Source organism: Cupriavidus sp. 09_S30 (assembly GCF_056930435.1).
This window is the reverse complement of sequence record NZ_JBXOWI010000002.1, coordinates 3,160,210-3,181,912: the sequence shown is the minus strand read 5'-3', so window position 1 is coordinate 3,181,912 and position 21,703 is coordinate 3,160,210. Positions and strand designations below refer to the sequence as shown.

The 21,703-nt window shown below is 61.3% G+C and carries 15 protein-coding genes and 1 pseudogene; 12 read left to right on the top strand and 4 right to left on the bottom strand.

The features are described from left to right. The first annotated feature begins 423 nt into the window (after nt 1-423). The 5 genes and pseudogenes from AC1Z3O_RS34390 to AC1Z3O_RS34370 all read left to right on the top strand — a co-directional run. Nucleotides 424-744 (top strand): hypothetical protein, encoded by a 321-nt coding sequence (locus AC1Z3O_RS34390; RefSeq protein ID WP_483521678.1) that lies wholly within the window; start codon nt 424-426, stop codon nt 742-744. 748 nt (nt 745-1,492) lie between these two features. Then, nucleotides 1,493-2,380, top strand: coding sequence for a response regulator transcription factor (locus AC1Z3O_RS34385; RefSeq protein ID WP_483521676.1), 888 nt, complete (start codon nt 1,493-1,495; stop codon nt 2,378-2,380). Nucleotides 2,381-2,470: 90 nt separating this feature from the next. Next, nucleotides 2,471-2,746, top strand: coding sequence for a glycosyltransferase family 2 protein (locus AC1Z3O_RS34380; RefSeq protein ID WP_483521675.1), 276 nt, complete (start codon nt 2,471-2,473; stop codon nt 2,744-2,746). A 375-nt stretch (nt 2,747-3,121) separates the two neighbouring features. Next, complete coding sequence (locus AC1Z3O_RS34375) at nt 3,122-5,098, top strand: polysaccharide biosynthesis protein (protein WP_483522143.1); 1,977 nt, start codon at nt 3,122-3,124, stop codon at nt 5,096-5,098. Between the two features lie 438 nt (nt 5,099-5,536). Then, nucleotides 5,537-5,740 (top strand): annotated as a pseudogene (locus AC1Z3O_RS34370) (transposase domain-containing protein); the annotation flags it as partial. 238 nt (nt 5,741-5,978) lie between these two features. Here AC1Z3O_RS34370 and AC1Z3O_RS34365 read toward each other — a convergent pair. Continuing rightward, nucleotides 5,979-7,253 carry an NAD(P)-binding domain-containing protein gene (locus tag AC1Z3O_RS34365; protein WP_483521673.1) on the bottom strand — a complete coding sequence of 425 codons (1,275 nt, stop codon included), beginning with the start codon at nt 7,251-7,253 and terminating at the stop codon, nt 5,979-5,981. 359 nt (nt 7,254-7,612) lie between these two features. Here AC1Z3O_RS34365 and AC1Z3O_RS34360 point away from each other — a divergent pair, with 359 nt between their 5' ends. The 7 genes from AC1Z3O_RS34360 to AC1Z3O_RS34330 all read left to right on the top strand — a co-directional run bounded on the left by AC1Z3O_RS34360 (nt 7,613) and on the right by AC1Z3O_RS34330 (nt 17,468). Continuing rightward, nucleotides 7,613-8,269, top strand: coding sequence for a sugar transferase (locus AC1Z3O_RS34360; protein WP_483521671.1), 657 nt, complete (start codon nt 7,613-7,615; stop codon nt 8,267-8,269). A 326-nt stretch (nt 8,270-8,595) separates the two neighbouring features. Beyond that, nucleotides 8,596-9,681, top strand: coding sequence for an ATP-grasp domain-containing protein (locus tag AC1Z3O_RS34355; RefSeq protein WP_483521669.1), 1,086 nt, complete (start codon nt 8,596-8,598; stop codon nt 9,679-9,681). A 510-nt stretch (nt 9,682-10,191) separates the two neighbouring features. Continuing rightward, nucleotides 10,192-11,469 carry a Vi polysaccharide biosynthesis UDP-N-acetylglucosamine C-6 dehydrogenase TviB gene (gene tviB / locus AC1Z3O_RS34350; protein WP_483521667.1) on the top strand — a complete coding sequence of 426 codons (1,278 nt, stop codon included), beginning with the start codon at nt 10,192-10,194 and terminating at the stop codon, nt 11,467-11,469. Between the two features lie 46 nt (nt 11,470-11,515). Next, nucleotides 11,516-12,601 carry an NAD-dependent epimerase/dehydratase family protein gene (locus AC1Z3O_RS34345; protein WP_483521665.1) on the top strand — a complete coding sequence of 362 codons (1,086 nt, stop codon included), beginning with the start codon at nt 11,516-11,518 and terminating at the stop codon, nt 12,599-12,601. 29 nt (nt 12,602-12,630) lie between these two features. Beyond that, nucleotides 12,631-14,661, top strand: coding sequence for an asparagine synthase (glutamine-hydrolyzing) (gene asnB / locus AC1Z3O_RS34340; RefSeq protein WP_483521664.1), 2,031 nt, complete (start codon nt 12,631-12,633; stop codon nt 14,659-14,661). Then, complete coding sequence (locus AC1Z3O_RS34335) at nt 14,649-15,767, top strand: glycosyltransferase family 4 protein (protein WP_483521662.1); 1,119 nt, start codon at nt 14,649-14,651, stop codon at nt 15,765-15,767. Before asnB ends, AC1Z3O_RS34335 begins: the two co-directional genes overlap by 13 nt. Nucleotides 15,768-15,833: 66 nt before the next feature. Then, nucleotides 15,834-17,468, top strand: coding sequence for a hypothetical protein (locus AC1Z3O_RS34330; RefSeq protein ID WP_483521661.1), 1,635 nt, complete (start codon nt 15,834-15,836; stop codon nt 17,466-17,468). 72 nt (nt 17,469-17,540) lie between these two features. Here AC1Z3O_RS34330 and AC1Z3O_RS34325 read toward each other — a convergent pair whose 3' ends face one another. The 3 genes from AC1Z3O_RS34325 to AC1Z3O_RS34315 form a co-directional block, all read right to left on the bottom strand. Continuing rightward, nucleotides 17,541-18,857, bottom strand: coding sequence for a flippase (locus tag AC1Z3O_RS34325; RefSeq protein WP_483521660.1), 1,317 nt, complete (start codon nt 18,855-18,857; stop codon nt 17,541-17,543). 178 nt (nt 18,858-19,035) lie between these two features. After that, nucleotides 19,036-20,115 (bottom strand): glycosyltransferase family 4 protein, encoded by a 1,080-nt coding sequence (locus AC1Z3O_RS34320; protein ID WP_483521658.1) that lies wholly within the window; start codon nt 20,113-20,115, stop codon nt 19,036-19,038. Further along, nucleotides 20,112-21,347 (bottom strand): hypothetical protein, encoded by a 1,236-nt coding sequence (locus AC1Z3O_RS34315; RefSeq protein ID WP_483521656.1) that lies wholly within the window; start codon nt 21,345-21,347, stop codon nt 20,112-20,114. Before AC1Z3O_RS34315 ends, AC1Z3O_RS34320 begins: the two co-directional genes overlap by 4 nt. Nucleotides 21,348-21,703 lie beyond the last annotated feature (356 nt).

The window sequence follows — 21,703 nt, the reverse complement described above, 5'->3', positions numbered from 1 at the left end:
AGCCGTTGCTGCATTCTTTTCCGATGTAACGCCGGATTAATACGCGTCGCCGCGGAGGGCGATGCCTGCCTGGTGGTGGCTCAAGCCGCCAGGCCAGCGGCGACAAGGCCTGGCGATGCGGGGCGCTGGCCGCGACGGCATCGTCCGCGCGCGCAGCGCACACCAGAACCGCTTACAAGTGTTAACGCCCGCGCACACGGCCCGCCGGTAGATTGGAGACGTGTTCAACACCATCCGTCCCCCGGAGCCCAGACATGAAACGCGCAATCGCCCTGGTGGTGCTGCTCTGCGGCGCAGCTGCCATGCTTTCCGCCTGCATCGTGGTCCCGCCGCGAGGTGGCCCGCCGCCGTACCACTACTACCGCTATTGAGTGGCGGCACCCAGCAACGGAAGCAGCCCGCAACCACGAACAGGAACACGGAATGAAGCGCCAACTACTCCTTGCCGCTGCCGTTCTGGCAGCTGGCAACGTCCTTGGACTGATCTCGCCGGCGCAGGCACAGCCGTCCGGCTACCAGTCCTACCCACGCCACGACCCGCCACCGCCGCCGCGCTATGAGCAGCGCCCGCCCGCACGACCGGGCCAGGTCTGGGTACCCGGACACTGGCGCGCCGACGGCGGCCGCTACGCCTGGGCCGGCGGCTACTGGGTACACGCACGCTCGGGCTACCGCTACGTCCCCGACAGCTGGGTGCGAAGCCCCCACGGCTGGGTGCTGCGCCCGGGATATTGGGCGCGCTGAATGGCGGCCGGCGCCCGGCTTGCGTGAGGCCCTCCGTCCGGCGGGCCGGCCCCTTCGCCGCGCCGCCGCCAGCGGAAGATGTCCGCCCAGAGGGATGGGCGGAAGGAAGCAGCGGGACATGGGCCCCGAGGCCTCCACCACAAGACTGAGTGCGGATCCTCCTTTTGCATTAGTTTGGGAGTGTTCTCCTTCCACCTGCCAGGATGCGCCCCCTCGTGAAGTGCAGACCGGCAGCTGGACGCAGGCGTTTCAGAAATGGAGCAGGAACGCCCGCACAGATAATCAGCCGTCCCCCATCCGGGTCATTGAATATGCCAAATCCCAGACCCAGCACCAAAATCGGTTACAGGGCTGAAACCGAATCCGCACCCATCTGTTTCACCGACGCAACCGCAATTCTTCGATTTTGGATGGCGCATGCACAACTCCGAAATGCCAGTCTGGACAAGGCTTTCCGGCTCAGCACATAAATTTCTCCACCACCCCGGAATGAGGAATTTGCGCGTGCTTGCATTCATTTCAATCAGCCCATAAGATGGTTTTACGCTGATTTAGCAGCGAGATTTTCCGGGTAAGGGTCGGGTCAGGCCTCCATCGCGAGGACAGGTTTCCGCCACAAGGGAACCACGAGCGAGATGGTTGAACGGGGTTGCCGTAGTCATGACGGGTTGTACCGCCATGCCATCCCATCTTCCATCTAGCAAGGCACCAAACGCCCCCGCCCGGTTGAACGGGGAGCAACAACAACATGAACGCCTTGCTGATCGAGGAGCATCCTCTGCTCCGTCTCGGCCTCTGTCAGATGCTCGGGGACATCCGGTGCTGCGACCAGGCCTTTGCGCTCACGCCATCCGACATGGCAGCCTACGAGAACTATCGCGGCAGCATTGACCTGATGATCTTCGGCATGCCCGACGACACCTCGGTCGGCTGGCAGCAACTGGTCCATGCCCGCGAGTTGTTCGCGCCGCAGCGCATCCTGGTGCTGGCCGACGTGTTGCCGCTGCACGCACCGACACCGGAAAGCGCCGGCGGCATCTGCGGTTGCCTGCCCAAGACCGCGTCGCTGGCCGTGCTGGAAGCCGCCATCCGCCTGGCGGTATCGGGCAGCCAGGGCCTGGTGATGGCCGGCGAGAGCGCGGCCCCGCCGGCGGCGTCGCGACTCGGCCTGCCAGCCACCCCATCGCTCGCCTCGTCCGTGCCCCTACCCCTGCCACCGGCCATGCCCGCCGAGGCGCGACTGTCTGCGTCATACACCACGCACGGCGTGTCCCCCAAACCCTGGGCCACGGAGCATGCCCCGGCGATGAACGAAGAGCCAAGCTACGACGAAGCCGAAATGCTCAAGATCACGCCACGGCAGTACGAAGTCCTGGTGCTGCTCGCGCGCGGCTATCCGATCAAGACCGTCAGCCGCATGCTCAACATCTCGGTGGCCACAGTGAAGAGCCACGCTTGCACGCTGTATCAGCGGCTTAAGGTGCGCAACAAGGGCGAGGCCGTCTACGCAGCGCTCCAGCGCGGTGCGACGCTGGAATGGGTGAGCGGAGATGATCGGAATATCCCGGGCAGCAGCATGCGCCCGGTCGTGCCACAGCGCAATGATGCGGCCTACGAAGCCGCCCCGACGCACTGAGCGCGAGTACCTAGGCCGCGGCCGCATCAGGCGGGCCGGCGCAAGCCCGGTCCGCCCCCCCGGGCCAGGAATCAGGACGGGGCGGCAGACATGCCAGCCAGTACATTGCTGCCCTCGTTTTCCGTGGGCATCTGCACGCGCGACCATGCCGAGGGCTTGCGGCAAACCCGCGAGTCCCTCCTGGAATTCACCACGCCGCCGCACCAGATCATCATGTCGGACGACAGCGCCAACTACGACACACGCCAGATGATGCGCGACACGTTTGGTGGGATCCCTTATCTGGAAGGCCCGAGGCGTACCGGCGCGGCGAGCGCCTGTGCTCGGTCGTTCCTCTGCCTCGCTGACCCATCGCGTCGCGCCTAGGTGCGGCCGGCGAGATCGCCGTACCCTTTTCTGCGGGCCGCCAAACGTGCCGCTGGCATGTTCGGCAACCCACGCAGCCGCGTTGCGCCCGCGGCCCCAGCCACGATACTTCTTTTAAGCAGGGACATAGTCGTGCCTTGATCCGCCACGCAGGCGACATGTTCAGAGGCGTCTGGTCCCGACGGGCTGTCTGTAACCGGCGAATTGCTGGTGCCCAGTGGCCGGGCGCCTGGGAACAAACACGCGACGGGACAAGCAATGGGTGTGCATCGAGATTTCCTGGCTGGCTCAAGGAGGCAGCGTGGGCGCGGTGGCCGCGCCCTCCCGGCGAAATCCGCCAAGGCCGCGCGTCCTCGCCGCTGGAAGGTCGCCTTGATGATCTTGGCGGACCTGCTGGCTCTGCCGCTGTGTTTTGCGCTGGCCTTGTTCCTCCGCGCCGGCAATTTCGAACTGATCCGGCAATACGGGTGGATCCCGGCATTGGTAATCGCTACCTGTACCATCCCGGTCTTCTCGCTCAGCGGTCTTTACCGCATGGTGGTGCGCTACGTTGACCTGAAGGTGCTGTGGATTTCAGGCCTGAGCCTGGCCTGCCTGGTTGGCCTGACGTATTTGCTGTCCTTTCTCGTCCATGACAATCTGCTGCCCCGTACTGGTTTGTTGATCTACTGGTTCATCGCGTTCGCCTATGTGGTGATGTCACGCTTCCTTGCCCGCGCAGTACTGCTGCGTTCGCAGCAGCAGCGCGGCACGGGCGATGGGCGCGCTGCCCGGCGCGTAGGCATCTACGGCGCTGGCGACGCAGGCTTCCAGCTTGCCGTGGCCATGCGCGCCAGCGTCGACCACAGGGCAATCTGCTTCTTTGATGACGATGCTACCCTCGACAACAAGATCTTTGCCGACCTGCCGGTCTACCACACTTCCCGTCTCACGGAGCAACTCTCCCTGCGGGCGATCAACGAAGTGGTACTGGCGGTGCCCTCACTGTCGCCAGAACACCGCAAGCGCATCGTCGACAAGCTCCACCGCCACGCTGTGAGCGTGCGCACCTTGCCGACCTTGCTTGAACTGGTGGATGGCAAGATCACCATGCAATCCATCCGCGACATCAAGGTGGAAGACCTGCTGGGCAGGGAAACCGTCCCTCCCCGCGAAGACCTGTTTGCCAAGTGCACGCACCGCAAGGTGGTGATGGTGACGGGCGCCGGCGGCTCGATCGGCAGCGAACTTTGCCGCCAGATTGCCACTCTCGAGCCCAATCGCCTGATCCTGTTCGATCATTCCGAGTACGCGCTCTATGCCATCGAGCAGGAACTTCGGCAGCGCTACCCGGACCTGCAGATCACCGCGCAGATCGGCTCCGTCTGCGTTGCCGACGCCGTTTCCGCTTCGCTGCGTGGGCAGCAAGTGGATACCATCTACCACGCCGCTGCCTATAAGCATGTTCCCCTCGTCGAGGGAAACATGGCGGAAGGCATCCGGAACAATGTCCTTGGTTCATGGACCATCGCCAATATGGCTGACCGCTTTGGCGTGCAAACGTGTGTGCTGATCTCCACCGATAAGGCAGTTCGCCCGACCAACATCATGGGCGCCAGCAAGCGCATCGCTGAACTCGCCTTCCAGGCTGCCGCTACGCGTCAGAACACGGGAACCACGTTCTCAATGGTTCGCTTTGGCAACGTGCTCGGCTCATCCGGCTCGGTGGTTCCGCTGTTCCGCAAGCAAATCCGCGCTGGCGGACCGGTGACGATCACCCACCCCGAAGTCATCCGGTTCTTCATGCTGATTCCCGAGGCGGCCCAACTCGTCATTCAGGCTGGCGCGATGGCCAAGGGTGGCGAGGTATTCGTGCTCGATATGGGAGATCCTGTCAGGATCATCGACCTGGCCCGCACCATGATCGAGATGTCAGGACTGGTTGAGAAAACGCGTAAGAACCCTGCCGGCGACATCGAGATCAAGGTGGTTGGCCTGCGTCCTGGGGAGAAGCTTTACGAGGAATTGCTGATTGGGGGCGAGGTCACCCCCAGCGAGCATGACCGCATCATGTGCTCGCACGAGCCTTTCATTGAAGAGGCGGAGTTCCGGGAAAAGCTGGGCCGGCTGTTCTCGGCCTGCGAAACGCGCGACGAACTGGCGATCCAGGCAACCGTGCAAGATCTTGTCCCCGAGTACGCTCCATACAGCTCGCTGGATTCACCACGCCGCAAGGCTGCGCAGTCTCAGGACGAGACACGGCAACCGCCGCAGCTATCGTTGCTCCGCCTGGGGTCGCGCAAGCAGGCCTCTGCCGATGCAGCGAACGACAAAGAGCACCCAAACCTCTCCGGTTCGGGCGAGCTCACCTGAGGCCAGAACGTTCCGTATCGATGCAATCGCGCGATTGCGCGATTTCGCCGGTGCACGGTAAGCGCCCGGGCAACTCATCGTGAGTTGCATTGAAGGTCTTGGGAGCATCGTGTCCACTTAACGATTAGGTGGACACGTGAACACGGTCGAAGATGAAGCGCCGCTGGGACGGCGTCGTCTGCTCCGCTATCGCCGCGAATTCAAGTCTGGCTGCCGCATGCCAGGGACCAGGAGTCTCGATAGCAGCCATTGCGTTGCATCACAAGCTCAACGCGAATCTACTCAGGCGCCGAGTTGATCAGGCCGAAGGGAATGTGCACGCACTGAGCCTCGGTGTCGCGGTGATCGTCCAACCCGCAACGACGCCGGCATTCGTGCCTGTTCTGCTCGATCCGAGGAATGCGCACCCACCGGAGATCCGCATTGAGCTGCGTCGCGCGGCCGATTGCCGTCGGCCGGACCAATTGGCTGTTTGCCGGCTCGCTGCGGCCAGGCCGTCGTGCTGCAGTGGTGATGAGCCTGATTCAGTCAGCCAAGCTGAACGGCCACGATCCCTACGCCTATCTCAGGGATCTCCTCGCACGACTACCAACGCAGCCCGCGAGTCTCCTCGGAGAGCTTCTGCCTGATCGCTGGCAACCGCTGTCCTCGCAACGCGCGGCGCTGTCGCCAAGACGAGGTAACCGCGCGCTTAGGGTGCACGAAGCAAGGTGCAGGAAGGCCTTTGACTTGCCCGCCCACCTGATGCGATGCAAGTCACAAGGCAATGGATCGCGAGTCAGCGCCAGTATGGATTCACGGCGTTGTGAAATCCGGCGCTACCCCACCCCCCTTCCCGGGCTTGAAGGATGCTTTGTCGATGCAGGCCGCCCCCGTCATCTCACTCGACCAGCTCTGCCGGGACCGCCTGGGCCTCGATGACACGATTCCCTTCCTCCCTTTTGAAGCATCGACTGATGTGCCGTGCCAAGTGTGGAGCCGCATATTTTGCGCCATAGACGAAACGCAGTGCAGGCCCGAAGGACGACGCAGCGGCCGGCCCGACAACGTACAGGTCGCGTACGCTGGTTTCGAAATTGCGCGTCAGACTTGGCGATCCGTCAATGAGTGAGAGCGAATTCACGAGTTCCTCGGAAAGGAAGGAATGCTTCGCCATATCAACCTTGAACCCTGTGGCGAGAACAACATGATCCGCGCTGATGCAGGACATCCCGTTCGTGGTCGCGACTTGCAGGACTATCTGGCCGTTCTTGAGTTCGGCATGCTTGATCTCGTTGTGCGTCGAGATCTCAATCTTCCCTTCCACGCGATTGCGCAGCCACCACGCACCCGACGGTGCCCACCCCGTCTCTAGGATTCTCCTGCGATGCTCAAGATTCATCATGTGGAATACAACAGGGTACTCGGAGAGCAAGAAGGACATCAAAAGAGTACCTGGACTCATTGAATTCCAACCACGCCCCAAGCCGACGCGCGCGCGCAGCAGCCTTGAGACACCCCCGCGGGAGATAGGCGATCCTCCCCCCCAATTCACCTCACCACGCACAAGCAGACGAACTCGCGCTCCGAGTTCGCTAAACAGTGCAGCAAGCCCGATTGCCGACTGGCCTCCGCCGACAATGACGAGAGTCTTGCCTTTCGCCCATGCCAGGCTTCCAAATTCACCAGAGTGAAGCACATAAGGCCTCGGCATGCCCTCTAGTGCCGAAGGCTTCTGCGCAAATCCCTTCAGGCCCAAAGCCATTACCACTCGCCGTGCCACCAGTGAACTGCCATCGTCCAGGCCCAGCCGGAAGAATCCATCCTTGCGGCCCATCTTGACAACGTCCACTGCGCGCGCGTGACTGACCAATTGCGACTGAAACCAAAGCCCGTAGTCCACGAAGAGTTCCAGCGGCATACGGATTCCAACCGGTTTGTATTCGATGCGGTTGCGACGGCAATATTCTTCCATCGTGCAGCCGCCCCCCGGCGCATAGAGATTCGAGGCAAAAGGTTCCGAGCGCATGAGCATCCCGGGAGGCATGAAATTTCTCCACGCCTGCATTGGTTGCCCAAGAACCTGATTGGGCACGCCCGCCCTGGTCAGGTAGGCCGAAACCGATAAGCCATAGGGGCCAGCACCGACAATCACCGTATCCGTTGACGAGATCATTACTGCTCTTCCTCTTAGGGTTGCCTGGCACTGCGGAGCCGCACCATCCTCCGTTGTTTCGATCGCGCCGCCCAGCCAGATTTCATCAATCTAGAACCAGCTTGCTGTGTCTGCTGTGTCATCCGTACGGGCGCGCACACTCACTTTGTGAATGTGTGAATGCTCTTCGGGAAGCCTGACGTGGCTTGCACGCATGCGCCGGACGCGATCTCGCGCGGCGTGGCGGCACGTGGCCTCGACCACATTGGGTGCTTCACACAGGACCACGGCCCTGGTTAGATAGATCCCGAAGCGGAAATCCGGCATCCGTCGGACGGCGACCGTGAATGCCGCTTCGCGAAGAACTGGATGGATCGATCATGAAGCGTTTGTTCGACATAGTTTTCGCCTCCATGGCATTGCTTGTGCTGGCAATTCCGTTGCTGATCCTGGCAGGGGCGGTGCGCTGGAAGCTGGGCAGTCCGGTGCTGTTCCGCCCGACCCGTGCAGGCCTCGACGGCAGGCCATTCAAAGTCGTGAAGTTCCGGACCATGACGGATGACCGAGGCCCTGATGGCGAACTCTTGCCGGATGCGGACAGGCTTACGCCGTTCGGCAGGTTCCTGCGCCGTGCCAGTCTCGATGAGTTGCCTCAGTTCTGGTGCGTTCTGATTGGAGACATGAGCGTCATTGGTCCCCGGCCTTTACCAATGAAGTACGTGCGGTGTTACTCACCGGACGAAGCACGTCGTCTTCTGGTCCGTCCCGGCATTTCCGGCTGGGCACAGGTGAACGGGCGGAACTCCCTGAGCTGGGAAGACAAGTTTCGCTTCGATACCTGGTACGTGGACCACCGCTCTTTCTGGCTGGATCTGGTGATCCTCTGGCGCACGGTGGGCACTGTCATACACCACCAGGGCATCAACGCAGCGGGGGATGTGGAGGTGCCGACGTTCACGGGCAGTCACGATGCCCAGCGTGTGGCCAGCGAGTCCGGGCCCGCGCGGAATGAAGACATTCCGATTCATACGGCATGATGAAACGAGCCCTCGTGCTGATTAGCGAACTTCTCCTGGCAAAGGCGAGTTGCCACTCCGTGGACGCGCGCACATACCGTACTTCCTTCCGGTAGGCCGTTCTGATTAGATGAGACGTGTTGTCGGTCGGGAGCAGGACAACAGCCGCGGTACTAGCGGGAGGGCTCTTGCGCGACCCGTAAGCCCTGGTTCAAGGCCGCAGGTAAGAAATGCCAGTGTCCCGGCGCAGGGCCGAAATCTGGTCCGACGAGCGTATCGCCAGACCTGCGTGTCGGCCTTGCTGGCTATGGCAGGGTCATTGTGATGGGGTCGAGATTGAGGTGATCATGAACGTCTTGCTGACATGCGTAGGTAGAAGGCGCTATCTGGTGGAGTATTTCAAGGCGGAACTGGGCAGTACGGGCATGGTGCTTGGGGTGGACATGCAACACGGTGCGCCGGCTGCAAGTGCGTGCGACCTGTTCCTGGCAGCGCCCGGCCTCTATGCGGATAACTACATTGATTTCCTGCTGGAGGCATGCAAGGCGCATCGGGTCTCGGCCATTCTGCCGCTCAATGACCTGGAGCTACCGCTCATTGCGACACACGCGCAACGGTTTCGCGAAATCGGAACGATACCGATCATCTCGTCGACAGAGGTCATTGATATCTGCGCAGACAAGTTCCTGACTGCGCAGTTCGCCGAGTCAATTGGAGTGTTCACGCCGCGCTCCTATGCGACCTTGGAAAACGCCGAGCATGCGATTGCAGCGGGCCTGGCAGCCTTCCCCCTGGTAGTGAAACCCCGCTGGGGCAGCGCGAGTTTTGGCATCTTCTTCGTCGAGAACCGGGACGAGCTTCGCTTCGCCCATGCTTACTGCGAGCGAATCTGGCGGCAATCGAATTTTGCAAGGATGGGGCAGCCGGGGGCACTGGTGCTGGTCCAGGAGGCGATCCGGGGTCAGGAGTACGGGCTCGATATCTTCAACGACCTTGAGGCTAGGCCGGTCGGATTCGCGGTGCGCAAAAAGCTGTCGATGCGGGCGGGGGAGACGGACAGGGCGATCACGGTCGAAAGCACACCTTTCAGCGACCTGGCCGCACGCATCAGCCGCGAATTGCGGCATATCGGCAATGTCGACTGCGATGTGATCGAGCGCGACGGGCGCCAATACCTCCTGGAGATGAATCCAAGATTTGGGGGCGGTTATCCCTTTACTCATCAGGCGGGAGCCAACCTGGTTCGGGTGCTGCTGAATTGCATGCGCGGCGTGCGACAGAGGCAGGAAGTCCACTATCAGGCTGGTATCGAACTGGCCAAGTGCGACTACCTGGCCAGCCCGCCCTATTCGGCAACGCAAGCAGCAGAGCAATGCGGCCCTGAAGGGGGAGTGCTAGGAAGTCCGCGAGCAGCGTCTCTCGCATCTCATTGATCCCGCGCATCGCATTGACCAGCCGTCTTGCGGCGGGACCTGCCCGGCTCGTCCAGGCCGCACACCGCCATCGTGGATCCGGGCTACCGCAGTGTCGATGCCGAGGTGGCGCCGATCCAGGTGATTCACCGGGGCTGCTCGAAGCCGAGTTCAGCGCGACGACGCCCTCGGGGAGGCCCGGAACGCCGCTGCAGGCGGTTTCTTGCCTTTGCGAATGAACGTGTTCATCGCGCGTTCAGGTTTGCTCGGGAGATTTTGAGGTCCGACCCCTTAAGTTAAAAACAGAATGGGACGCTGCACTAGGAACGCCTTCGGTGTGCCGTGTCGCGATGATCGGACGCACACGGGATCTTCATGGCCTTAGGCGCAGCGCACCCGCCGCATGCATGCGGCGTTCTGTACGCCAAGACACGAACCCCCGCCCACAGAGCGCTGCCTGCACTCGATAATCTTTCAAAAGTCCGCTTTCCTCTGCCGCCGTCAAGCTCACTCACCCGGGAGATCACGGTCATGGACCTCAGTAACGCACAAATCGCCATCATCGGCCTGGGCTACGTCGGCCTGCCCCTGGCTGTGGAGTTCGGCAGGCAGCGGCCCGTCCTGGGCTTCGACATCAATACCGCGCGCATCGACGAGCTGTGCAGCGGATGGGATGCAACGCTGGAGGTCAGTCCGGATCATCTGCGCAGCGCATGCCACCTGCGTTACAGCAGCGACCCAGCAGCCCTGAAGGACTGCCAGGTTTTTGTCATAACCGTACCCACGCCGGTAGACAAGACCAAGCGCCCGGACCTGACACCGCTGATCCTGGCGAGCGAGGCCGTGGGGCGCGCCATGGTGCCGGGCGCCGTAGTGATCTACGAATCCACCGTCTACCCCGGCGCCACCGAGGAAATCTGCGTGCCGTTGCTGGAACGGCACAGCGGCCTGAAGTTCAACACTGATTTTTACTGCGGATACAGCCCAGAGCGCATTAATCCGGGCGACAAAGAGCACCGTCTCCCGGACATCCGCAAGGTCACTAGCGGAAGCACGCCCGAGGCGAGCGAGGCCATTGACGAGCTTTACCGCAAGATCATTGTGGCCGGCACGCACCGGGCCAGCAGCATCCGTGTGGCGGAGGCCGCCAAGGTCATCGAGAACACCCAACGCGATGTGAACATCGCGCTGATGAACGAACTCAGTCTGCTTTTCCACAAGTTGGGAATCGACACGCTGGAAGTGCTGAAGGCCGCTGGCACCAAGTGGAACTTCCTGCCGTTCCGCCCTGGCCTGGTTGGCGGACACTGCATCGGCGTCGATCCCTACTATCTCACGCATAAGGCGCAGGAGGTTGGCTATCACCCCCAAGTGATCCTGGCCGGAAGGCGCATCAATGACCGGATGGCCATCCACGTCGCCGATGAGCTGGTGAAGCTCATGTTGCGCCGGGGTATTCCGGTGCTTGGCAGCCGCATCCTCTTGCTCGGCCTGACCTTCAAGGAGAATTGTCCGGACGTGCGCAACACCAAGGCCGTGGACATCGTGACGACGCTGCGTGGCTACAATGCCGAGATCGACGTCTACGACCCGTGGATCAATGTCGAGGAGGCCGAACAGGAATACGGCCTGGCGTGCCTGCACGAGCTGCCGCGGCACGACCAATACGATGCCATTGTGCTGGCCGTCCCCCACCACCAGTTCGTCACCATGGGCGCGAGGGCAATCAAGGCCTACGGCAAGCCCCATGCGGTGTTGTTCGACGTGAAGGGAGTCTTGCCGAAGAGCGAAGTCGACGCCCGGCTGTAGGGCCGCCCGGCAAGCCGCCGAAACCAGCACAGCGGAAGCGCAGCACATGGAAGCCAACAACTACGCGCGCCTCAAGGCCCGCCTGGCTGCCACGCCATGCACGTGGCTTGTCACCGGTGTCGCCGGATTCATAGGCAGCAACCTGCTGGAAGCATTATTGCGGCTGGACCAGCGCGTTGTGGGCCTGGACAACTTTTCCACCGGGCACCGCCGCAATCTCCAGGAGGTCGAGACACTGGTGTCACCCGGGCAGTGGGCCAATTTCCAGTTCATTGAAGGTGACGTCCGTAACCTGGAGCACTGCCACAGCGCCATGCTCTTTCGCGCCCCTCAGCCTAAGGGAGCAGCCGCCAGCCTGTATCCGGTCGATTTCGTGCTGCACCAGGCGGCTCTTGGCTCCGTGCCCCGCAGCCTGGAAGACCCCATCTCGACTCACAGTGTCAATATCAGCGGCTTCCTGAACATGCTGGTCGCCGTCCGCGACGCCCGGATCAAAACCTTCGTCTATGCAGCAAGCAGCAGCACCTACGGCGACCATCCGGACCTGCCGAAGGTGGAAGACCGCATTGGCAAGCCCTTGAGCCCGTACGCCGTCACCAAGTACGCGAACGAGCTGTACGCCGACGTCTTTGCCCGCTGCTACGGCGTGCATGCCGTCGGGCTGCGCTACTTCAATGTGTTCGGACCGCGCCAGGATCCCAATGGCGCGTATGCGGCCGTGATCCCGAGATGGATCGCGGCCCTGCTGCGGCGTGAAACTGTCTACATCAATGGCGACGGGGAAACGAGCCGCGACTTCTGCTACGTCGCGAACGCAGTGCAGGCCAACCTGCTGGCTGCGGTGAGCGAAGGCCGGGAGGTCGAAAGCCCGGTCTACAACGTCGCCGTCGGTGACCGCACCACACTCAGCACGCTGTTCAGGCTTCTTTGCGTCGGGCTCGGCCCCTACGGCATCCCTGCCGACACCGAGCCGGTCTATCGCGACTTCCGGGCTGGCGACGTGCGCCACAGCCAGGCTGACATCGGCAAGGCGCAACGGCTGCTGGGATACCGGCCCACCCACCGCATCTCCGACGGCTTGGCCGAGGCGATGCATTGGTATGTTCAGATGCATCATGCGCTGGGCACCTGAGCGTAACAGGTGGATAGCGGGAGAGAACGATGTGCGGATTCGCAGGATTTCTCGGCGGCTTGCCTGCCGCTCTGGCCGACCGTGGGGCCACGCTGTCCGGCATGGCACACCACATCCGCCACCGTGGACCGGACCACGGCGACCTCTGGTGCGATCCGAACGCACCGTTCGGCTTCGCGCACCGGCGCCTCGCGATCGTTGACCTCTCTCCCGCCGGCCAGCAGCCGATGATTGCGGCCAGTGGCCGCTTCGTCATTGTGTTCAACGGCGAAATCTACAACCATCCCGAAATCCGCGCCGAGCTAGAAAGCGTCGGCGCCGCGCCGCAGTGGCGAGGGCATTCGGACACCGAGACGCTGCTCGCCGGTATCGATGCCTGGGGTGCGGAGGCCACCATCCGGCGCGCGGTGGGGATGTTCGCCTTTGCATTGTGGGACCGGCAGACGCACACACTGACGCTGGCGCGCGACCGGCTCGGCGAGAAGCCGCTCTACTACGGCTGGCAGGGAACAGGCCTGGCCCGCACCTTTCTCTTCGGGTCGGAACTCAAGGCACTGCGCCCACACCCGGCATTCGAGGGCCGCATCGACCGCGACGCGCTGAGCCTGTATATGCGCTACAACAATGTGAGCGGCACCCATTCCATCTACCAAGGCATTGCCAAGCTTCCGCCAGCGCACTTGTTGACCGTCTCCATGCGGGCGCCCGAGCCTGTGCTGCACGCTTATTGGTCTGGCGCCGCGGCAGCGCTGAAAGGCATGCAAGACCCTTTCGCCGGCGACCCCGAAGAAGCCGTGGACAGGCTGGAGGAGCTCTTGCGCAAGGCGGTGCGTCGCCAGATGATGGCGGACGTGCCACTGGGTGCCTTTCTCTCCGGCGGCATCGATTCCTCGACCGTGGTGGCGCTGATGCAGGCCCAGTCGTCACAGGCGATCCGCACATTTTCCATCGGCTTCCACGACGCGAACTACAACGAAGCCGCGCACGCGAAGGCTGTCGCCGGGCACCTGGGCACAAGCCATACCGAGTTGTACGTCACGCCTGAGCACGCGATGGCGGTGATCCCGGGCTTGCCCGAAATCTACGACGAGCCGTTCGCCGACTCCTCGCAGATTCCGACGCTGCTTGTCAGCGAACTGGCCAGGCAGCACGTGACGGTGTCGCTCTCGGGCGACGCGGGCGATGAGTTGTTCGGCGGGTATAACCGCTATCAGATCACGGCAGAATTGTGGCATCGGCTTGCGCACATTCCCCGCCCGTTGCGGGCGGCAGCGGCATGGGGGCTGACCCGGCTCTCTCCGCGCCGGATCAATCAGATCGCAGCATCACTGCCGAAGGCGTCGCGCTGGGCCAACGTGGGGGAAAAGATCCACAAAGGTGCCGGCGTCATGGCCGCGCGCTCTGCAGACGAGCTCTATCGTGGCATGGTCTCCCAGTGGCAATGCCCGAGGGCGGTCGTCGTGGGTGGCACGGAGCCGGCCACAGTTCTTGACAGCGCCGTGGGTTCACTCGACTCGCTGAGCGACGTAGAACGCATGATGGTGTCCGACATGCTGACCTATCTTCCCGACGACATTCTCACTAAAGTCGACCGCGCGGCGATGGCGCGAAGCCTTGAAACGCGCATTCCGTTTCTCGATCACCACGTGGTCGAGTTCGCATGGCGACTGCCCATGGCTTACAAGATTCGCCGGGAAGTTGCGGGCTACACGACCAAGTGGGTACTCAGGCGTGTGCTTGACCGTTACGTGACCAGTGAACTGATCGAACGGCCAAAGATGGGCTTTGGCGTCCCGATCGACGCGTGGCTACGTGGGCCACTAAGTGACTGGGCTGAGGACCTTCTTGACGAGCAGCGCCTGCGTCGCGAGGGCTATCTGAATCCGGAACCGGTTCGAAGGCGGTGGGCCGAACATCTTTCCGGATGGCGTAATTGGCAGCATCCGCTGTGGTGTGTGCTGATGTTCCAGGCCTGGATGGCACACGAGACCGCACAGAAGACTTCCCCTGAGCAGGCCTGCGGGGTTGCACTCAATTGGAGGCCGGCATGCGCTTTCTGATGATCGCCAGCTTTGCAGAGTCGCTGCTCGCGTTTCGCGGCCAGCTCATGGAGGCATTGCAGGAAAAGGGACTGGAAATGCATGTCGCCGTACCGGACTTGCCAGTGGGAGACCCACTCCGCGCTGCACTGAGTTCGCGCGGCGTGGTCGTGCACCACTTTCCCCTCGAACGTAACGGCAAGAACCCGCTGGCCGACGTGCGCACGCTACTCGCCCTGCTTTCCCTGATGCGGCGGGTCAGGCCCGACTGCGTGATGGGCTATACGATCAAGCCGGTAATCTACGGCATGTTGGCGGCCTGGCTGTCCCGGGTGCCGCACCGCTTCGCGTTGATCACGGGCCGAGGCTACGCCTTTGGCGAAGACAAGGGCAGGAACGGCCTGCGCGCCGTGGCGCAGCGCCTGTACGCGCTGGCACTCAGCCGGGCACATATCACCTTTTTCCAGAACCCGGACGACGAGGCGCTGTTCCGTCAGACCGAGATCCTGCCGCCTGACAGGCGTTCATGTATCGTGAATGGCTCCGGCATCGACGTCGCCAGCTTCCGAGTCACGCCCTTGCCCGACGATGGCCCCCGCTTCCTGCTGATTGCCCGGCTACTGGGCGACAAAGGTGTGCGTGAGTATGCAGAGGCGGCGCGGCGCATCCGGGCGCGGGGCACCAGGGCGCGCTTCAGCCTGGTCGGCTGGATCGACCATGGCCCTAACGCGATCGCGCAACGGGAACTGGATGCATGGGTGGCTGACGGAACCGTCGACTACCTCGGTCGCCTGTCGGACGTCCGCCCCGCCATTGCAGGCTGCAACATCTTCGTGCTGCCGTCCTACGGAGAGGGCACGCCCCGTTCTGTGCTCGAAGCCATGGCGATGGGGCGCCCCATCATCACGACCGATGCTCCAGGCTGCCGCGAGACGGTGGTCGATGGTGATAACGGCCTGTTGGTGCCCGTCAAGTCCGTTGGCGCGCTGGAGCAGGCGATGATGCAGTTGATCGAGGACTGGGAAAAAGTCGTGCGCATGGGCCAGCGCTCGCGCCAGATCGCCGAGAGCAAGTATGACGTGCGCAAGGTCAATGCGGCGATGCTGCGCGAGATGGGGCTTGAGTAAGTGCGGGAGGCGCCGATATGTCCCTGCCGGCAAGCGGAAAACCAACAGGAAGGAGGCAGTCTGACCATGAGCGAACCGAGGCGTAGCTTCCTTGCCGGGCTGGCGGCAGGCGCCGGCACCGTGCTGGCTGCAGGGTCGGGATCGGTTGCCGCTCACGCTGAGGCGGCCAATCCGAGAAGCCCGGCTGATGTGGCAAGTGTCAGGGACTTTGGTGCAAAGATGGATGGCACGGATGAAACCAGAATTCTTCAGACTGCCATCAATTCCTGCCGGGGAAAGACGCTCGTCATCCCCGATGGGCAGATCATGGCGGCGGGCGTCACGATGTTGGACGCGTCGTATAACAATACGACAATCATCTTCCTCGGCGAATTGCTGCTGAAGCCAATGCCGTCCGGAAGCGTCAACTTCGGCGGCTCATGGGTGGGTCTGATCATAGGCCGTTGCGATGGAGTGAAGCTGGACTTTCGCGGTCACGGCAACAGGGCCAAGCAGCCTGCCAATGAACACATACATTTGCTTGGTATCGCAGGCGCGACAAATCTGGAGATCCGTAGCTTTCGCGCGCGCGAGATTCGCGGTGACGGCATGTATATCGGCCAAGCCGACTGGATGGCTAACAGCGCCAATCCGGTTGGGATCAATATCGGCACATTCGAGGCCTACAACGCTGAGGACGACGGTCGCAATGCCCTGTCGATCATTAGCGGCGACAACATCAGCATTGGCACGTTTCGATCCTTCCGAGTCGGAGGAATCATCAATGGCTGGGTGATGCCTGGCGGCCTGGATGTGGAATTGGACCATCCTTACCAGTCAGTCACCAATCTCAGCATTGGATCCGTCTCTGTCGTGACCAGTGGCACGTCGGGGCTGGCGTTCTCCGGAAAGAGCGATGGAAAGACCGCCAATGTAGTGGGCATATCCGTGGGATCATTCGCAGTCAAGAATACCTGTACGCCAACGGTTGCCGATCAGTTCGGCAGGGTGACACAAACCCCCAACCACTGCCTGGTGGTCGGCGATGCGGTTAGGAATCTGATAGCCAAAGGATCCACCACCTTTACAAGGGCGCGAGGCGATGCAGTCATCGTGACGGATTGCCATTCCGTGCACATCCAGGTCAACGTGCAGCATGTCCGGGAGGGGGCGAGGATCGGAGGCGACACCGGCGTGAAAACAGGACCGGTCAACAGCCATATCCATATCAACGCCGAGGACATCGGGCAGCGCGGGATCCGAATAGGCAATGCAGTGAATACCAAGATCAGCGGTCGCGTGTCCGGTCCCGTAAAGAATCACTATGCCACCATATCCGGTGTGTACTTGCTGAGTCCGACAATGAAGGATGTGGTCATCTCGGTCGACGTTGAATACAGCGCTGCCTGGACGCGCACATACCGTCAAGAGGGAACGGCGAAATATGAGAACTGTGCTATTCGCGATTGCGCAGTTCACGGGACATATTCCGATTGGACTACGTGGGTAGGGGATGCCCTGCTGCCCCGCATCAACGTGCAAGGCATCACCGAGCAAAGCACGATGCCCAAAGGCGGCACTTGGGCTCGCGGAACATTTGTGCGAAATGCAATGCCTTCTGAGCAATCGGGCAAGGTGCTGCTGGGCTGGGTGCGCCTGAAGGATGGCAATGGGACCACGCTTGGCGTCGACTGGTCTGCCGCTTATGCGGTCGCCAGTTGAAGGTTGCTGGCGATGATAGGCATGATAGGCGGTTGAATCAAATTCCCGCGTACCTGGCCGCCGGGCGATTGTTCAGCCCTCTCTCTGCCCTACGGTACGCTGACGTGACCACCTTTGGATCAGGTCACACTCCGCAGCGATCACCAAGAGGATTGCATCCAGTGAGGTGCGAAAGACCCAGGCATAAGCAGCCCCAACGATGCCGAACCGCAGAACAAGGAGATAGGTCAGAGTCAGGAAAACCGGAAATTCGACGATATTGATCTTCGCCGTCACGTCGGTACGGCCATCTGAATGTAACAGGGCGATATACATCGTGCCCACTGTATAAGGCAACAATCCCAGGCTCAGTACGCGGACGATCTGTCCGGAAACTTCAGGAATCGCCGCTCCCAGCCACAGCGAGATGATCCATTTGCCAAGGAAGGCAAGCCCCGCAGCGACAACCGACATGACAATCAGCGCAAGCGACAGGGTAAGGTAGAACATCCGCTTGGCATCGTCGGGCGCGCTGACTCTGCGTTGGCTCAGGTAGGGAAATGCTACCGTGGTCAGGGCGCCTATGAGAATCAAGCTTTGTGCCACCATTTCATACGGAATGGCGTAGGCCGTTGCCGCGGCAGTAGAGACAACGGAAGCAACAAAGAATCTGTCTGCCGACGCAACAATAGGACTGAGCACGCCGCTAAGCGTGAACCATCCTCCGAACCGGGCGAGCTTCCTGGCCAGTTCGCCAGAATACGCAGGCGGAGGCGAGCCTCGCTTCAGGCCAATACAGCGCCGAGCCAGCCGTCGGTACATCAAGGCGGCAAGGGCTCTCGATAGCATCAGGCTTAGAATCAGCCAGTACAACTTCGGGCTGAACAATGCAACGAGGCAGGGCACCCCAAAGTTCGCGGCGCCAAGCAACATGCGCAAGAGGCTGATTCCCTTGAAGTTGAGATAGGCTTCATTGACGCCACGATAGACTGCCGAAATGGCTTGCAAAGGAAGAGTAAGCGCCAGCAGCGCGATGGAGCACCGGATCTCGAAGCTTGACACTTGCTCCGCCTTCAGCAAGGAATCGGCGCCAAGAGCAAGGGAAGCCAATACGACAAGGGTGCCGACCATGCCCGTGACCAACGTAATGCGCTCCGCGGTCGTCAGTACGCCAGGGATGGATTTATCCAGGTCGGTCGACTTGCCGCGCAGGGCCGCGATATGGTGCGTCGCAGCGCGGCCGATGCCGAAATCAAGGGTCGTGGCATAGCCGATCAGTGCCCAAGCGAGCGTCAGCAGTCCGAACCGTTGGACTCCGATAGACCGCAGCAACTGCGGCACCGTCAGGGCCGCAATCACGACGGGGACGCCAAGCCCCACCAAGTTCCACGAAATTTGAGAAGTCCTCATATGCCGGCACCGCGAATGGAGGCAGTCGACACGATCTGGTGACCAGGCCGGCGCCTCACCTGCTGGTGAAGAGCATCGTCAAGCGCGCATGGGATGGTAGCCGCGCTCAGGAGTCCGACGAGCTGACCGTCTTCCTCTTCGTGTCCGGTGGGAGTGTCAGGCATAAGACGGGATGTCATCATGTTGATCTTGCGGCCTGTGAGAGCATGGTCGCCATTTTCGGACCTACCTTTTGCACGCAGTAGAGACTCTCAACGAGCCCTCGTCCCGCTTTTCCCATGGTATGCCGAAGGTCGGCGCTATTGAGCAATAGCGACAATCGCGAGATCCAGTCCGCCTCGCCCTGCGCCAGAAAACCATTAAAGGCCTCCCGCACAATCTCTTGGTTGACGCCTATTGGCGAGGCGATCACCGGTAGGCCGCATGCCATGTACTGGATCAGCTTGTACCCGCATTTGCCTCGCTCCCACGGAGAATCAACAAGCGGCATGATGCCGATATCACAATCTGCAATGGAGGTCGCCTCGGTATCCTCGGTCCAGGGGACACACTCCACATCCACGCCCGGGGTGCTGAAGCGGCCGCCTATCACACGCAGTACGAAATCATGGTGGCCGGCAAGGGAAGCCAGCGCTGGCTCCAGAATGCCCAGGTACCTGACGGTGGAGGGCGAGCCGATCCAGACGATGCGCAATGGCGTGGCAGGACCCTCGCTTAATCGACGCTGAATGGCGTAGCGTCCCAGGTCGACGACGGTCGGGACAATCTCGACCCGAGGCGCGCCTGCGTGCCTTGCGCGCTCCGCCAGGTACTCGTTTCCAGCGATGACCAGGCAGGCGCCGGACATCAGGGTGTCCAGGCGACGACCGTACAAGGACCGCACCAGCGTGGAACGATGACGATCATAGACATGGAACTGCGGGTCATCGTAGTCCAGAACGTACGGCACGCCCTCTAGCAAGCCTCTCTCCAGCCAGACCGGGAACCAGGGCAGCGCCTCCTTCTCGATCCAGATCAGGTCAAAGTCTTGCCGCCTGGCCAACGCGAGCAGACGTCGCGCATAGGACTGAAGCAGCGGTGTGATTCCGTAACGAGCACGGCTGTAGCGGTGTCTGAGCTGTTCATCAGATAGCAGCGGCTGTATGGTCAGCGATAGCCCGGCCTGCTCCAGCCACGGCAGAAACTGCAGGAAACGCTGACGGGACGAGGCGCCAAGCCGTCCGTACTTTGACAATACCAGGACTCGGACGGCTGTCATCGTAGATACCCTTCGGCAGCAAGCTGCCCTCGCCTGCTCATAAGATAGGCCACGGGAAGGATGTACATCCATTGGAAGGTGAAGCCTTCAATATACGGGTTGGTGTTGGACGCAATGAAGGCCGCCATGAAGCCGCCGAACATGAAAACATCCAACTCGGATACCCGCCGGTGAGCCCACTGGCTCAAGAACGTGACAATGTAGATCAGGAACGGGAGCAGGTAAATCAGGCTCCCGATTATTCCGACGCGAAGCAGAGTCGCTACCCATACGAGTTCGTATCGCCACGGAAAGTCATCATTCCTTATATAGTCCACACCAATCCCATGACCCGCACCCATTGCCCAGGTTTCGCCTATGCCGTTCATCAGGGCATTAAACTGCTCCGATCTTGCCTCTCCGCCTCCCGATGATATCTTTCCGAAAACATTGTCAAAAATGTATTCTATATTGATAGACCCAAGGAGAATTGACGCTCCGACCAGAATTGCGACAACGGCCAGCCCGAGATGAAGGGTGGATAAGGCGCCCTGGCGTTTCGGCTCAGTACCGGCAGGGGCACGGATGCGTGAGTTCAGCATGATTCCGATCAACAGGCCAGTCGGTATTGAAAGCATCAGGGCAGTGCGCCCGGACGTAATCGCGGCAATCGCAAGGGCTGTCAGGACAAGGATTCTTGAGGCATAGCCTCGCACCAGCCCGGGAGCCGCGTAAAAGCCGCCCGACAGGAAGATGAGCGAACCGTAAACGTGAATGGTAGCGGCCACATTCCCATCATTCAGATTGACGTTGGCTTCCTTGATGAAGAAGTGGACTGCATCTGCACCGCCGCTGAGATACAAATAGAAGAAAAGTGCAACGCTCGCGACGCAAAGAATCGCGAATATGATCGACCACCGTCGAAAGGTCTCTTCATCCAGCAGCGTTGTCAGGCCGGAAGCGATCAATATCCAGAGGAAGGGGGAAACAATATAGACGATTACAGTCTGTCGAGCGGCCTCCATCTCGGCTCCTTGGGCAAGGCCGACAATAATGTAGAAGACGGTAACCAGGCTGGATAGCAGAAAGAGAACGAGGAGCAGGTTAAGCCTGCGGCTGGGTCGAATGAACTTCACAGACAACACCGCACACAGAATCATGCCGCCGGCAGTGATGCCCTGCAGCGCGTTCGGTATTACGACCGACAGGAAGAAGAGAGCAAGGGAGCCGAGCAAAAGCAGGTTCTTAAACATGGCGTGTCGCTGGCACGTGGCGTGCAGCGTGCAGCGTGACGCTGTCACTATTTGCAATTATCGTCAGGCGTGAACCTTCTTCAATACTGGTTCGTGGGTTGCCGAACGAATTACCTTGTCAGGCGCTATGTGTCCGCAGTCTGAAAGAGAACGCACTTGCCATGCCCTTGGGCTTGGAGGCCTCCATCCCGTCAACGGTGTTTGCCGGGTCGCGCGGATACAGGGCAGAGAATGGGAACCCCACCAGGTCAGCGGTGTCGTCAGTGCGCTGCTGAAGTCCTGATCGTTAGCGCCACAACCGGCCGAAGTCAAACTGCCCCACCTGGTGGAGGATGGCGGACCTACCGCCGTTGCTG